Source organism: Spirosoma daeguense (assembly GCF_054776875.1).
Genome location: NZ_BAAHBF010000005.1, coordinates 179,503 through 194,922 on the forward strand (window position 1 = coordinate 179,503; position 15,420 = coordinate 194,922).

At 47.0% G+C, this 15,420-nt stretch carries 10 protein-coding genes; 3 read left to right on the forward strand and 7 right to left on the reverse strand.

Features of this window, described 5'->3' with window-relative positions:
* Positions 1 to 192 precede the first annotated feature (192 nt).
* On the forward strand, positions 193 to 1,776 hold the full coding sequence (locus ACYVD4_RS17150; protein ID WP_460947868.1) for a Na+/H+ antiporter: 1,584 nt from the start codon (positions 193 to 195) through the stop codon (positions 1,774 to 1,776).
* Between the two features lie 69 nt (positions 1,777 to 1,845).
* Here ACYVD4_RS17150 and ACYVD4_RS17155 read toward each other — a convergent pair whose 3' ends face one another.
* The 4 genes from ACYVD4_RS17155 to ACYVD4_RS17170 all read right to left on the reverse strand — a co-directional run bounded on the left by ACYVD4_RS17155 (position 1,846) and on the right by ACYVD4_RS17170 (position 7,720).
* Complete coding sequence (locus tag ACYVD4_RS17155; protein WP_460947870.1) at positions 1,846 to 3,234, reverse strand: sulfatase-like hydrolase/transferase; 1,389 nt, start codon at positions 3,232 to 3,234, stop codon at positions 1,846 to 1,848.
* Between the two features lie 125 nt (positions 3,235 to 3,359).
* Positions 3,360 to 4,880, reverse strand: coding sequence for a sulfatase family protein (locus ACYVD4_RS17160; RefSeq protein WP_460947872.1), 1,521 nt, complete (start codon positions 4,878 to 4,880; stop codon positions 3,360 to 3,362).
* 35 nt (positions 4,881 to 4,915) lie between these two features.
* Complete coding sequence (locus ACYVD4_RS17165) at positions 4,916 to 6,034, reverse strand: GHMP family kinase ATP-binding protein (protein ID WP_460947874.1); 1,119 nt, start codon at positions 6,032 to 6,034, stop codon at positions 4,916 to 4,918.
* 300 nt (positions 6,035 to 6,334) lie between these two features.
* On the reverse strand, positions 6,335 to 7,720 hold the full coding sequence (locus ACYVD4_RS17170) for a Gfo/Idh/MocA family protein (RefSeq protein ID WP_460947876.1): 1,386 nt from the start codon (positions 7,718 to 7,720) through the stop codon (positions 6,335 to 6,337).
* Between the two features lie 235 nt (positions 7,721 to 7,955).
* Between ACYVD4_RS17170 and ACYVD4_RS17175 the strand changes: the two genes are divergently transcribed.
* Together ACYVD4_RS17175 and ACYVD4_RS17180 are read left to right on the forward strand one after the other, a co-directional pair.
* Positions 7,956 to 8,963, forward strand: a complete 1,008-nt coding sequence (locus ACYVD4_RS17175) for a LacI family DNA-binding transcriptional regulator (protein ID WP_460947878.1) — start codon at positions 7,956 to 7,958, stop codon at positions 8,961 to 8,963.
* A gap of 110 nt (positions 8,964 to 9,073) precedes the next feature.
* Positions 9,074 to 9,625, forward strand: coding sequence for a hypothetical protein (locus ACYVD4_RS17180; RefSeq protein WP_460947880.1), 552 nt, complete (start codon positions 9,074 to 9,076; stop codon positions 9,623 to 9,625).
* Positions 9,626 to 9,700: 75 nt separating this feature from the next.
* On the opposite strand, the gene ACYVD4_RS17185 is transcribed toward ACYVD4_RS17180, so the two are convergent.
* The 3 genes from ACYVD4_RS17185 to kbl form a co-directional block, all read right to left on the reverse strand.
* Positions 9,701 to 11,359 carry a carboxylesterase/lipase family protein gene (locus ACYVD4_RS17185; RefSeq protein ID WP_460947882.1) on the reverse strand — a complete coding sequence of 553 codons (1,659 nt, stop codon included), beginning with the start codon at positions 11,357 to 11,359 and terminating at the stop codon, positions 9,701 to 9,703.
* Positions 11,360 to 11,520: 161 nt separating this feature from the next.
* Positions 11,521 to 13,863 carry a mechanosensitive ion channel family protein gene (locus ACYVD4_RS17190; protein ID WP_460947884.1) on the reverse strand — a complete coding sequence of 781 codons (2,343 nt, stop codon included), beginning with the start codon at positions 13,861 to 13,863 and terminating at the stop codon, positions 11,521 to 11,523.
* A gap of 345 nt (positions 13,864 to 14,208) precedes the next feature.
* Positions 14,209 to 15,417 carry a glycine C-acetyltransferase gene (gene kbl, locus ACYVD4_RS17195; protein WP_460947886.1) on the reverse strand — a complete coding sequence of 403 codons (1,209 nt, stop codon included), beginning with the start codon at positions 15,415 to 15,417 and terminating at the stop codon, positions 14,209 to 14,211.
* Positions 15,418 to 15,420 lie beyond the last annotated feature (3 nt).

The following is a 15,420-nucleotide window of genomic DNA, read 5'->3' on the forward strand; positions in this document are numbered from 1 at the left end:
CAGCAGATATAACCGCAAGTGTATGGCTTTATTATTACGCTTGCCGACGAGATTTACCCATTATCAGTTAATCAGATTTATACGATAAAATATATAGTTTGGTCAGGAATCAGCATTTCATAGCCTACTAGCAGGTTATGATTGATAGAGATAAAGCGTTAAAATTGCTTAGAAAACGCTTCAACCTGATTTATGCATACCATTTTACCGTTTCTACTTGCCATGATTGCTGCCATCGTGTTACTAAACATGTGGGCAGTTAAACTACGGATTGCTTATCCAATTCTGCTGGTAGTTGCCGGACTGCTTGTTAGTTTCATGCCGGGATTGCCAAGGGTGCGAATCGACCCTGACATGATCTTTTTTATTTTCTTACCACCACTCCTATTCGAAGCTTCCTGGACAATCTCTTTCAAGGAAATGAAACGGTGGTACCGGATCATTGGTAGTTTTGCTTTTCTGGTCGTGCTTTTCAGTGCCTTGTCGGTGGCAATAGTGGCTAACCAGTTTATTCCAGGATTCACCATTGCTTTAGGCTTTTTACTGGGTGGAATCGTATCACCACCGGATGCAGTTAGTACCGGAGCCATCACCAAATTTGTCAAAATCCCCAAATCTACATCGGCCATTCTGGAAGGCGAAAGTCTGCTCAACGATGCCTCTTCACTCATAATTTTCCGCTTTGCTTTGGTCGCGGTTGGTACTGGGCAATTCGTCTGGCAACAGGCTGCCTTGAGTTTTGTCTGGATGGTTATTGGCGGTGCGGGTATCGGCTTGCTTCTGGCCTGGATTTTCGTTCAGGGGCACAAACGGTTGCCCTTAGATGCGCAATCACATATTGCCCTGACACTCATTGAGCCTTATTTTATGTATTGGGTGGCCGAAGAATTTCACTGTTCAGGCGTATTGGCTATCGTAAGCGGTGGCCTGTATATGTCGGCCAAGCGACTCATCTTTCTAAACAGCGCCAGCCGCATCCAGAGCTTTAGCGTCTGGGAAAGTTTTGTCTTTATTTTGAACGGTATCGTTTTCCTGATTATCGGACTGGAACTGCCCGAAATTGTCGATGGATTACGTACTGAAGGAGTTCCGTTACGTACCGCCATTAGCTATGGCGTGTTGGTAACAGGCGTATTAATTGCAGCTCGTATGATCAGCTCGTATGCGGCATTGATTGCTACGTTGATTTTCCGACCAAGTGTAGCGCCATTTTCCAGGTCAAACAGACAGCGCTGGCAGATGCCTATGTTACTGGGCTGGACAGGTATGCGTGGGGTTGTGTCGCTGGCTGCGGCTTTAGCGATTCCTATTACGTTAGACAATGGTACGCCTTTCCCACATCGGAACCTTATTCTGGTAATTACGTTTGTGACGATCCTGCTTACGCTATTGGTGCAGGGCCTTACGCTTCCTTATTTTATTAATCGAACGGGATTGTTTGAGGGGTTGGTTGAAGAAGAATCAGAAGAATTGACCCGACAACGCATAAAAAAGGAGTTGAAACAGCATGTATACCAGTTTTTGAAGGCTAAATACGAAAATGAAGCTAATGGCCATGCTGGAATGGAAAAGTTTTTAAAGCTGTGGGAAGACAGGGCAAAAGCGTCTGACGATAGCTGGATGAATCGAAAAACAAAGGTGATTTTTGTGGAGATGCTCGAAATTCAACGGCAATACCTTACCGAGCTAAATAAAGATCCACAGATAAACGAAGACATGATTCGTCAGCAGTTGTATCAAATCGATCTGGAAGAAGAACGGCTAAAGATTATTTAGTGCCACCAGCAATTTTGCAACCTTTGAAAAAAGAGCCTCCTGAAGCCTAGTTACGGCATATAACTCTTTTTACTTTTTTGCCAACCCCGCTCGCCAGCTTAGCAATTTTTGCCGCATGTCTTCTACCTGTCTGGCATTCTGACTGGCTACATCCGTTTGTTCGGATAGATCGACAGCAAGATTATACAGTTCGGCGCCGGAACCATCGGAGTTTACCAACAGTTTCCAGTTGCCTTCGCGCATGGCCAGATTCGGGCTTTTGTCGCGGCCAGTCGGGTAACGAAACGATTCGTTGTTACGTCCATATTCCCAGAAAAGAGGCTTCTGACGAGCGGCAGGTTTACCTAGAAATACGGCAGCCTTGTTTTCACCATCAGCCTGAGAACTGATCCCTTTTTTACCCGCTAGACTTACAAACGTAGGCAATAAATCGACCGCGCTTAACACCGATTGATTATCAATTTTGCCTTTAGACGTTTGAGCGGGATAGCGAACAATAAATGGCATGCGAATACCGCCTTCGTAGAGTGAAAGCTTGCTGCCTCTGAACGTACCTGACCGATTACCCTGAAACGTAGGCAGAGCACCGTTATCGCTCGTAAATACAACTAGCGTGTTTTCATCAACGCCCAACGCTTTCAATCCCGCCATCAATCGACCAATCTGCACGTCGAGTTCGGCCAGAACAGTCTTGAATTCACGGGGTTTTTCGGTTCCTTTCGGAAACTCATCAAGCGTTGTTTCATCGGGTACCCAAGGTGTATGAACATCGTCGGGCCAGAGATTAACGTAGCAGGGTTTGTCTGGGTTTCGTTTCAGAAAATCGAGCGTTTTGTCGACAAAGTAGGCTGTACGATTCCAGCGTTTTATGCTATCCGATTTCGCCCAAATCCAATCAGTCGATGTGAGTAGTGGATCAGGGTCAGGACTTTCCCAGGTACTGGCATATTCATCGAAACCGTATTGCCGAATACCGGGCGCATTATCGACATCGCGTCCACCGCCCATGTGCCATTTACCAAAATGCGCCGTAGCATAACCTGCTGTTTTGAGTTCGCGTGCCACCGACGGAGCGGAAGTATCCAGAAAATCGGCCTGTTCGCAAGTGCGGTTGTGTTTCCGATCGGCGAGAAACGACGTAATACGCCATTTACCCGGTACGTTGCCCGTTGTGAGACCCACCCGCGACGGCGAACAAATGGGTGCTGCACTGTAATAATTGGTGAATTTAATTCCCTCGGCAGCCAGCCGGTCGATGTTGGGCGTAGGCGGTAATTGGTTAGCAGAGTTAGCAGGTCGATAACAACCGACATCGGCAGAACCCATGTCATCGATCAGAATCAGAATGATGTTTGGCGGTCGTTTGGCTTGCTGCTGTTTATACGGTGGTGTCGAATGACCAAAGCCGCAAAGAAGTATCGCGATACCTATTACTGAAAGTGCCAGCCGAAAATTCATAATACATTCAGATATAGGACTTTATAAAGTTGTCTCAGATAGCATCTTGCTGTCTGAGCTGTCATCGAATCACTAAAACACTTTGCAAACAGATCGCATTTTCCAGAATGCTCAACGTCTAACGTCTACTGCGGTTCTTTACGTCGAATTTTATCCAGTTGCTGTTTCATTTGTTGCACACGGTCGGGATGCTGAGCCGCTACGTTCTTTTTCTCGCCGATGTCATCGCTCAGATTGTAAAGTTGCGGGTTCGAATTATTGCCGAGTTCGGTATTAGTCTCTTTTGACATAGCAGGCCCTTCACTCGGTTCGATGTACTTCCAGTTGCCTTTAACTAGCGACAACGTACCAGCATGTTCAACAATTACCGAACGGCCAGCCGGATTACGACCCAATAACGCATTCAGTTGATTCTCACTATCGGGCGAGTCAGTTTTATTAAACGATTGGCCCAGCAACGCGGCAAAATCGGCCAGAAAATCAATTTGACTGACAGGTGCTTCTGAAACACCGGGCTTTATCTGCCCCGGCCAACGTACCAGCAACGGAACGCGTGTACCCGCTTCGAATGCGCTATACTTTCCGCCACGTAGCGGTCCTGCGGGCTTGTGACTTCCCAATTTCTCCACCGCCTGATCCTGATAGCCATCATCCACAACCGGGCCGTTATCGCTCGATAACATAACAATCGTATTATTGGCTAACCCCAGCCGATCCAGCGTTTTCAGGACTTCGCCCACTTCCCAATCAAATTCCAGCAACGCATCACCACGAGCACCTAAACCACTCTTGCCCACAAATCGCGGATGCGGTACGCGCGGTACGTGAACGTCGTGCGTGGCAAAATACAGGAAGAACGGAGTCTTCTGATTCTTTTCAATAAACTTAACCGCCTGACTTGTAAATACATCGGCCATATCCTCATCTTTCCAAAGCGCAGCTTTTCCGCCAGTCATCCAGCCGATACGTCCAACACCGTTCACGATGGTCATATCGTGGCCGTGCGAATGCTTCATTTTCAGCTTGTCGGGATTCTCACTTCCGGTTGGCCAGTTGCCGATTTTCTGTTTGTAATCGACCTGAATCGGATCTTTTGGGTCGAGATTCACAACCCGATGATCTTCTACGTATACGCAGGGCACGCGGTCGCCGGTGGCGGCCATGATGTAATTATGCGTAAAGCCAACTTCCATCGGGCCGGGTTTCAGCTCACCATTCCAGTCGGGGCCTTCGGGGCCACCCAGGCCTAAATGCCATTTACCAACAGCACCCGTCTGATAACCAGCCGCTTTAAATACGCCTGGCAACGTACTACGTCCGGGTTTTATGATAAGTGAAGCATTTCCCGGTGCAATACCCGTTCCTTTTTGTCGCCATGCATACTCGCCTGTCATGAGCGAATAACGCGAAGGTGTACAGGTGGCCGACGTAGCATAAGCATTTTTAAAACGTAAGCCCTGACTAGCCAGCCGATCGACGTTGGGCGTTTTTACGTTCGATGTACCCGTACCGGCGGACCGGTAGCAACTCAGATCGCCATAGCCAATATCGTCGGCATAGATAAGCACTACGTTCGGGCGCTGGGTTGGCTGTGAAGTAGCCGATGCGCTAACAAGCAGCAATCCAGCAATGAGAAATTTATTCATCCGATTGAAGACGTAAAATGTTGTAATACAATCAACTAATCGACCTGTTCGGGCTGAAGCGAAGAGCGTATTTCCGACGTAGTACCTTCGTCCACCGAAACGATGTAGGCGCGACCGCCTTCGCGTTCAATTGCTTCAGCAACCTGTTCGGCTTTGTCGGGGGCGTAGGCAAACATACAGCCACCTCCACCCGAACCATTGATTTTTCCACCCAATGCTCCCGCGTTCAGCGCAGCATCGAGCATCCGGTTGATTTTAGGCGTGGAAATCTGTTGCGCATCACGCAGATTTGCCTGATGTTCAGTCAGTAACCGACCAAATTTCACATGATCGAACAACGTAGTATCCGCTTTTAAAACCGTTAGTGCTTCCCTTAGAATGTCGCGATTGGAGAGCGTACCTTTCAGCAGAATATAATCGTCTTTGGTCAGTACGTCTTTGTATTCGGTAATGGCTGTAATGTCGGTTTTATGCAGTGAAAAATCTGGGTTCAACGCTGTTAACTGTTTGGCAATACGTAGCATACCATGCTTCACCCGTGCCAGAATACCAATGGTATCTTTGGGGTCCTGCGAGTTGCCCAGCACAAACGTACCTAACGGCGGATGATACGTTTCGAGATGAATAGTCGGTTGCGATTCGAGATAAATTACTCCTCCTACTGCTGTCGAATAATGGTCCATCATGCCACCCGGCTCACCAAATTCCAGCACTTCGGCTTGGTATGCCAGTTCAGCTAACCGCTTGGGAGACAACACCATAGCATTATCTGCCAGTTGCGTCAGTACATTGAGCCATGTAATCAGCAGAGCCGACGAACTCGACGTACCAGCGTTGATGGGAATACGTCCCCGCACTTCACCATCGATCCCCGCACTAAACTCAAAACCGTTGCGTAGCAATACGTTGATGGCACTTCGAAAATAATCACGATCGTGCTGGTACGTCAACGGCAGCTTGCTCAGGCTAAATCGTTCCTGACTACCAATATCCGGAAGGTTCAAGTGGACATAGTTGTCGGTGATACGTTCGGCTGCAATCTGGATACGGCATGATATGGCTGCAGCAATAACAGGCAGACCCAGATAATCCTGATGTTCGCCAAAAAGGCATATACGACCGGGCGTGGAGACGGAAATAGCGTTGTGTTTCATTCAGTAAGGAAAGCGTAACGTATCACGAACCTAATCGTTTTTGAGAAAGATATGGCTTGGGATACATCACCTTTATCGTTCGTACTAATTTATGTCAAAGCCAGATTAATAGTGACTTCTCTTTGCGGAATCGTCTAGCGTTCGTTGATTTCAGGCAAGATAGTAAGCCAACGAATCGTCTGTCAAAAATGATGACGCGGCCACATATGTTTGACCGCGTCATACATGAACCAACCTAAGTGTTAACTGAAAATAAAACCTGTACTAATCAGAATTCTGCGAGAATTTAGATCGAAAAAATTAATACACGTCTGTAAGCCCAAAAATGGGTTTGTTCGTTTTCCATTTTCCCCGCGTAAAATCGGGAATGTCAATGGGTTTGCTTCCTTTAGCGATACTTTCTTCCGAAAGCGGACTGATGGCACTCCATGCGGCTGCATCGTAGACGTCCATAGGCGGTGCAACCTGATTTTTAATGGCTTCGATAAACCCACGTAGCACGAAGAAATCGATACCGCCGTGTCCAGCATTCTGTGCCGTCTGTGCATGTTGTTTCCAGAGCGGATGGTCGTACTTATCCTGATACGTAGCAAACGGTTCCCACGTATGTGCCTTTGGGCTAAGTGGTTTGCCGTTGGCATCTTCCAGATAAATCATATCGTTATCATCCATCCAGATGCCCTGCGTTCCCTGCGCCCGGAACCCAAGCGAATAAGGGCGAGGTGAATTAGTGTCGTGAATAATCATGATATTTTCACCATTCGCACATTCCACCATCGTTGTCACTACGTCGCCCAGCTTGAATTTCGTTTTCGCATTGGGGTGATTTTCACCACCTTTATCCACTACGTACTTATGTAACCCCCGACTTTTGGTGGCCATTGAGGTAAGCCGTACAAACTGATTTCCCCGGTTGATATTGAGCCAGTGCGCTACGGGGCCGAGTCCGTGGGTTGGGTATAAATCGCCGTTACGATCAACGGAATGTTGCGTACGCCAGCTTGCTTCCGAAAACGCATTTTTACCAAATTCGGCACCTATTCCATGGCCTTTACCATCGTTGAATTTGATATTACGCAGGTCGTGCTCATAGCCACAGTGGGCGTAGGTCATCTCACCAAACATTCCCTGACGAACCATATTCAGAATCGCCATAACATCGCGACGATAACAGACGTTTTCCAGAATCATACAGTGCGAGCCGGTTTTCTCAAACGTATCGACCAGATCCCACGATTCTTTCAACGTAACGGTTGCCGATACTTCTACACCCGCATATTTCCCCGCTTTCATAGTCGCCACAGCCATCGGTACGTGCCATTCCCAGGGCGTCGCAATGACCACCCCGTCAATATCGGCGCGTTTGAGCATCTCCTTGAAAGCTTCGTCGCCTTTTGTATAGGCTGCTGGCGTTTTACGACCTGCTTTCTCGATCATAGCGTTCGTTTTGGCGATGGCATCAGTCGAAATATCACAAATGGCCGTAATTTCGACATCAGGCCGAAAAAGGGCCTGCTGCACATGATTTCGCCCACGTAAGCCCACGCCAATAAACCCCAGCCGAACTTTATCAAGCGGGGCGGGTTGATTACCACGAGCCAGACTTGTATTATACAAAGAAGGCAAAAAGGGAACAGCAGCGGTACTCACTGCGGCAGTTCGTAGAAAAGAGCGACGAGTTGTCATTTTTAAGCAGGCTTTAACAATACATTCAATGTATCGTTTGTTAAGGGAACGTGATTGAAAATTAGTGGTTTACCCACGCAACGTCAAGTATTTAGCTAGTGTATGTCTGCAAAAAAATGCGTTTGGAGCCTGCGCAAACGTTTGTCTTATGTTGTGCAAACGTTTGTCTGAAGCGACATTTATTTTTATATTTTGGCTTTATGAAGCTAATTAGATTTGGGCCAATCGACCGTCGATGAAAGAATCTATTACGATAAAGGAGATTGCCCGCCAGTTACGTATCTCACCATCGACCGTATCGAGAGCGTTGCAGGATAGTCCGCGCATTGGTGCGCAAACCAAACAGGCAGTTCGTGCCTTGGCCGAGCAGTTACAGTATTTTCCCAGTATTACCGCCCGAAATTTGCGGCAGGGCAGAACGGGAATTATAGCGGTTGTGCTGCCTGAGATTCGGGAAAATTTCTTTTCGGAAGTGGTAAATGGCATTGAAGAAGTCGTTTTTGCGGCTCACTCTACGGTTGCTTTGTATCAATCGCACGACCGTTATGACCGGGAAAAACAGATTCTGGAAACGTTGGCGTCGAATCAGGTCGACGGGGTATTGTTATCGGTCGCGAAAGAATCACAACAATTCGACCATATTCAGCGATTGCTTAACCGACGTATTCCCGTGGTATTGCTTGATCGGATTCCGCCCAAAATAGACACGCATCAGGTCGAATGTAACATGGAAAAAGGCGCTTTTGAAGCCACCAAATGGCTTGCGCAACGAGGTTGTCAACGTATCGCTTTGCTGAATGGACCGCAGCCACTGGTAGCCAGCGAAGAACGGTATCGCGGCTACGTTAAAGCCTTGATCGAAGCGAAACTTTCGGTCGAAAACTCGCTGATTAAACGGGTCGATTTAACGACGACCGACATTACCGAGAAAATGAATCAATTGCTCGATGTGGCCCAACCCGATGCAGTACTGGCCTTCAACGACTACGTAGCACTCGATGCCATGCAGGTGTGCCGAAACCGGGGCAAACGTATCAATCAGGATATTTCGTTCGTCAGTTTCTCCAATCTCCCACTCACTACGTATCTCGAATATCCGCCACTAGCGTCGGTAGAACAGCATCCTTACAAAATCGGCTTCACAGCCGCTAACATTCTCATGCATCTGAACAACGGTACGTTGAACGGAGCTGAATTACAAAAAATTGTTCTGGAGCCGGAACTGGTTGTTCGGGAACGGTAAAAAAAGCAATCGGTGATTATTACATCCTGATAAAACCGACTGGTGCAATGCACATTACACCCGAATCGTCCTTTTTGATTCCCAAAATGAACCGGTATAGCTATAAAAACTTGGAGATTGAGGTAATAGATGAATCAACCTATAGTTATGGTTCAACTGATAACAATTTCAGTTATTCAAAAACATACTTTGGTAAAGATGCTCAAGATTATCCAACGTCAAAATATGGCATCAAACTTTATAGTGACAATCAAATCATTGACAGTTGTCTTATTGTTGGTTCGGGCGGAGCAACAAGGCTTCATAAAAACTCATCTGTTTTTGATAATGACCAATTGGTTATCTGTTGTAGTAGTACAATTTTCTGTATAGGATTTCCTGAACTTAACCTTAACTGGCCAACAACAGCAGATCAGGCAACTTGCTTCCAAATTTTCAATCACGAGGAAAACTATATTATTCATGGCGAACTTCAGATAACGATGTTAACCAAAGAAGGAGACATAAAATGGGAATTTTCAGGAGCCGATATATTTGTTTCTTTCGATAATGAAGAGGTGTTTGAAATTGAATCTGATGGTATACAACTGACAGATTTTTCTAAGACAAAATATAAAATCGACTTTGAAGGTAAACTTCTTTGGGATACTTATAAACAATAAGAAAACAGAACGTACAGCCAATTCACTACTCGTCCGTGATTGTATCGCGGACGAGTAGTGAATTCAGGTTTATTGTTAGACTAGTGCTTTCCGAGCTTCGCGGTCGGGGTCGTTGGTTAGGGCGGGGGCATCGTCCAGAATCATGGTTTCTCCATTTTGTGTCGTGTACGGTTTCCAGTTGGGTAAACCTCCGCCATTTGGATTGCCAGTTTTACAGAAGTTGATAAACGAACCCGCCATCTTTTCCGACAACGCTCTGGGTCGCTTTCCTCCGCCTGTATGGGTGAGCATCAGATCGGTATTATAAAACCAGAAGCAAATATCATCGCAATGGAACGCCCGCATCCGACCGTCGAACAGCGGGGGTTGCCATCCGAACCACGCTACGTAGACAGGTGCTTTCTGCTGAGCGGCTTTCGCATCGGCAGCGGCCACCGCATTCTTACGGTTCGAGACGATCAACGCCCAAATTTCAATCGGCCGGGCTTTAGGGAAATTCTTGGCATACGCATCGACAATATCGCCCGATTTATCGCCGAAACGTGGTTTAATTTTTTCTTTTACGTCAGCCAGTGAAACGCTTTCCAACGTAGCATCCGTCCGGTTCGGATTCATCTCATGGAACGTAGTACAGAGCATTAGCGGAATGTTAGCCGAAAAATGGTTCGGGTCACGGAAGAAAGCGCCCTCGGCCATGTAGTTGCCATCGCCCACTGGACTATAACCACCGCGCTGAATGTTTAGCCGTTTGGCTTCCTCGGCCATTTTTTCAGTGGCCCGATTGGCAATGTCGATGTATTCTCGCCAGGGTATTTGTTGAAGTTTCTCGATTTCGCCGGGTTTTAGTCCTGCCTCTTCCATCACTTTCAATCCCAGCTTTTCTGAGTATTCTTTATTAACACCCGCCAGCGAACTACCGCTCAATGCTACGGCCTTATGAAACAGACCTTTGGCCGATGGCATGTTCATCAACGTAGTAACTTTCGCTCCTCCCCCCGACTGCCCGATTATGGTTACGTTATTCGGATCGCCACCGAAATTGGCAATGTTTCTCTTGACCCATTCAAGAGCTGCCACCATATCCAGATTCCCCACATTGCCCGACGCTTCGTGGCCGCCCGCTGCTTTCAGATTGGTGTAGCCAAGCGAACCCAGTCGGTGATTGAGCGAACAGAAAACAAGGTTTCCATGACGAGCCAGATTTTCGCCGTGATAGCCATCCTGTTCGATACCGTTTCCATTCACAAAGCCACCACCATGCAACCAGACAACTACGGGACGTTTCTGCGAATCCAGCGCTGGTGTCCAGACGTTTATCTTCAGACAATCTTCCGATACGTCATCGTAATTCCAGTGATCCACGAAAGATGCGTACTGATTGGCATAGCGTTTTTCCATGATCTGCGGAGCCGAATTTCCCCACCAGAGCGTCGGACGAATATCGTTCCATGAAGCGGGTTTTTGCGGTGGCATAAATCGGTTTTTGCCCGACGTATCGGCCCCATACGGAACGCCTAAAAACTGATGAATTCCACGCAGAATAAATCCACGAACTTTACCGTATTCGGTGTTGGCAATAGCAATATTATCGCCCACAAACAGAACCTGGTCATCGCCCGACGGCTTAGCTAACTTTGGCGGATTTAAAGGAGAGGCTAAAGATGGGGTCGATACGCCCAGACCGGCCACGCTAACACCCAGCGACTGCAGAAAATTACGTCTTGACGGCTTCATCGTTGACTATTTTAAACGGTTTAGGAAAGGTAAACACCAACTCCGACAGAGTCTGGCAACTGTCAATTGATCAGTATTTTGAGAAAGACCCGAAGAAGCTATTTTTTACTTTACGCTGATTGCCAGAGTTCGATTTGTTTTCTTTTACTACGTATCAAGGACTATATAACCTTAATATTTGCTTCTTTAAACGTTGTCAGTAATCGTTGTAGCAACTGACTTTTAATACTCGCTTCCGAATAAATACTACGTATCCAGACCAGCACTTTTAGTTCTACACTATCTCCGCCGATGGCTGTAATCAGTATCTCCGGTGGCATTGTGTTTATCGCTTCATCCAGCTTACTAACTTCCGTTTTTATGATGTCCTGCATCATTTGCAGGTCGGTATCGGCGCTTACTTTCAGTGTAAATTCTGATTTCAGGTACGTTTCGCTGGATGTCCAGTTCACGAGTCGGTTCGACAGTAAATCGCCGTTAGGAATAATTACCTCCGATCCCTGCGCAGTGATCATCTTGCTCGAACGAATACCAATGTCGCGGATTCTCCCTTTTTTATCGCCCAACTCTACATAGTCGCCAATCTGAAACGGCTTTTCAAAAATCAGGATAATACCTGATACAAAGTTGTTTACCAGATTTTGCATACCCAGACCAATACCTACGCTCAGGGCACCCAGCACAACGGTAAATTTATCAATTGAAATACCTGAAGCCGCAACGGCCAGCAATACACCAACAACAATAATTACCAGTCGAACCAAAGCCAGAACCGAGCTTAATTGTCCGACTTTCCCGTCTGTAACGGGCAGTTGACTTTCGCCAAAAAACAGGCCGATTTTCTTTTGTAAGAGACTCGATAGGTAAATAATAATGGAAAACGACAGCACATTGCCCAGCGTGAAACTGATGCTGCCAAACGTACGGGATTGGGTCAGGAATTTAGCGAGTAAGGCAAAGACCCAGTCTACGATTCCGATGTTGATAAAGAACACAAGCACCCACAACAGAATAGCGACAAAAGCTAACCCCTTTTTGATAGATCGACGGGTATGATTGATATTCACACGGGAGAAAACTCCTGCCGAGCTGGCACTTATTTTAATTTGAAGATCCAACGCTTCAAGCATTATTTCTATAAAAACGCCCAGCCCCATCAGTTGAATCAACCCAATAACCGACGTAATGCTAAAGGCTTTCGCCAGCGTCATGCGACCCAGAACGTTCAGGATGATGGCCAGCCCCAACCCTATCAGATACAGCTTACTAACTGACCGACTGAGTCGATTACGCGAATATTTCCGCTGCAATCGGCTAAAAAAGACAATGCCAATATACAAAAACGCTACGTCCAGCCCGATCAGGCCAAGCCGCATCACAATAGAATCAGCCACTAACGTATTGACTAACAGCAATGCTACGTATAAACCTCCCATCGACAACCACATCCACGTATCATGCTTCGAAAACTGCGGCCATAGGTGAATGGAAAGAACTATGAATAAAAGAAGGTGGGTAATTTCGATGTATAACGAAGGCGAATACGGCTCGAATAAAGGCGCCAGAATAAGCAGCACCAGCAACGAGGCTACGATTGGAACAGGCTTCAGGTTTTCATAACGTAGAAGCCCAATTTCCTTACGTAGCGTTGCTGTACGGGCTTTTTTGTAGTTGGAAAACACCCAGATAAAAAATAAGCCAGCCAGCAGAACCAGCAAAAACCGATTGTCCCAGTTCGACGAAAAGAAAAAGCTCAGTATCTTGTTTTGCCCCTCATAACTCGCCTGAAAGGCAGTCAGTAATGTATTGACATTGGGCAAATCAGGCGCTTCCCACAAATACGGCGACTCTTTTTGAAATGCATTTATTGTCGACTTCTGTAGTTGCTCGTTGATGCTGGTTTGCAGCGTACTTATGCTTAAATACGTTCCCGATACGTCGGCCAGCAAACGGCTAACGGTATCCAGTTTGCCACTAGTGCGGATACCCGCATCCTGCAATTGAACTTTCAGGCCCGATAATTGATCAACATACAGCTTTTTTTCTGTCGAATCACTTCCCGCCACTATTAGCACGGAATCACTGCTCAGGGCCAGAACATTATCGAGGTTTCGCTGTATATCGTTCGTCGATTTTGAGAGTGTAGTCCGCCATTCAGCCAGTTTTTTCAGCCCATCGTTCAGAATAATGCTGTAATTGGTCAGGCTTTTGGCATCGATCTTTTTCCTATTCCGTTGAATATCTGCGGCAATGGGCGATACGTTGGCTTTTACATTCGCTAACCCATTACGTATACGCGAAACGCCATACCCTCGCTTATTAGCCGCCTTTACTTCGGTTATGACCGATTGCGCCTTCTGTATTTTAAATAATAACGTATCTGGAATCGTTTGGACAACTTCCGGACGTATCGGCTTAGTTGTATCCTGCGCCTGTGTCGGCCCGATTATTAACCATGAAAATAAGCTGACTACTAGTATATTGAATGAAACTTTAACAACCATATTGACCTAAACGGATTGCTCTAACAATAGAAGCGTGATGGACTGATTAGCAACGAAATCAGCCTCGAAGTTTATCAGGACGAAGGCTTCTCGAACAGCCTTATCCTCTCTTTTTAACTCCCAGAATCGCCTAATGTTATTTTACCCGTTCAGTGAACAGGAAACTCCTCGGGATTAGGTTACGGCCCAAACAGGCTCCGGCTGTTTGAACCGTAGGTTTAGTTTATAGCTACATCTCAGCCATCTGATCAAACAGCCGGAGTCTGTTTGGTCCATTTAGACCATAAACGAAAACGCGCCGACAACCCAGGTTATCGACGCGTTTCATTTGTTGATGAAGGTGTTCTATTTCACTAATTCTGCGGCTGGAATGACACCTAGTTCCTGACCAACTTTTGTAAACGCAGCCACAGCTTTTTCCAGATGCTCTGGCTCATGCCCTGCTGAAATCTGCACCCGAATCCGAGCTTTGCCGTTGGGAACAACCGGATAGAAGAAACCAATTACGTAAATGCCTTCTTCCAATAGTCGGGCGGCAAATTTTTGCGCCAGCGGTGCCTCATACAGCATGATGGGTACAATCGGATGTTCGCCGGGAAGAATATCGAAACCAGCCGAAGTCATGGCGTCGCGGAAGTATTTCGTGTTCGATTCAAGTTTGTCACGTAGCGCCGTTGAGCCTTGCAGCATATCAAGCACTTTCAGTGATGCACCAACAATCGTCGGAGCTAACGTATTGGAAAACAGGTAAGGACGCGACCGCTGACGTAGCAATTCGACAATTTCCTTACGAGCCGCCGTAAATCCCCCTGATGCGCCCCCGAGTGCTTTTCCATACGTACCGGTAATGATATCGATACGTCCTACAACGTTGCGGTGTTCGGGCGTACCACGACCGGTTTTGCCCATAAATCCGCTGGCGTGGCACTCATCGACCATTGTCATGGCCCCGTACTGGTCGGCCAGATCGCAGATTTTATCGAGTTGGGCAATGGTCCCATCCATCGAGAAAACGCCATCCGTTACAACCAGAATCCGACGCGACCCCGTAGCGGCTTTCAACTGCGCTTCCAGATCGGCCATGTCGTTGTGCTTATACCGGAACCGTTTGGCTTTGCACAACCGAATGCCGTCGATGATTGATGCGTGATTCAGTTCGTCGGAAATGATGGCATCCTGTTCGCCCAGAATTGGTTCAAATACACCCCCGTTTGCATCGAAAGCAGCCGCGTATAAAATGCAGTCTTCAGCACCTACGAACTCGGCGGTACGTTTTTCCAGTTCCTTATGAATATCCTGCGTACCGCAAATGAAACGTACCGACGACATACCAAAACCGTGCGTATCCAACGTATCGTGCGCGGCCTGTACTACGTCGGGGTGCGACGACAGACCAAGGTAATTGTTGGCACAGAAATTTAAGACTTCGCGCCCGCCGTGAATGGCAATGACCGACGATTGGGGCGACACGATGATACGTTCGGATTTATACAGACCGGCTTCTTTGATGCCGTCCAGCTCCTGCTGAAGTTGTTCTTTGATCGTTCCGTACATAGT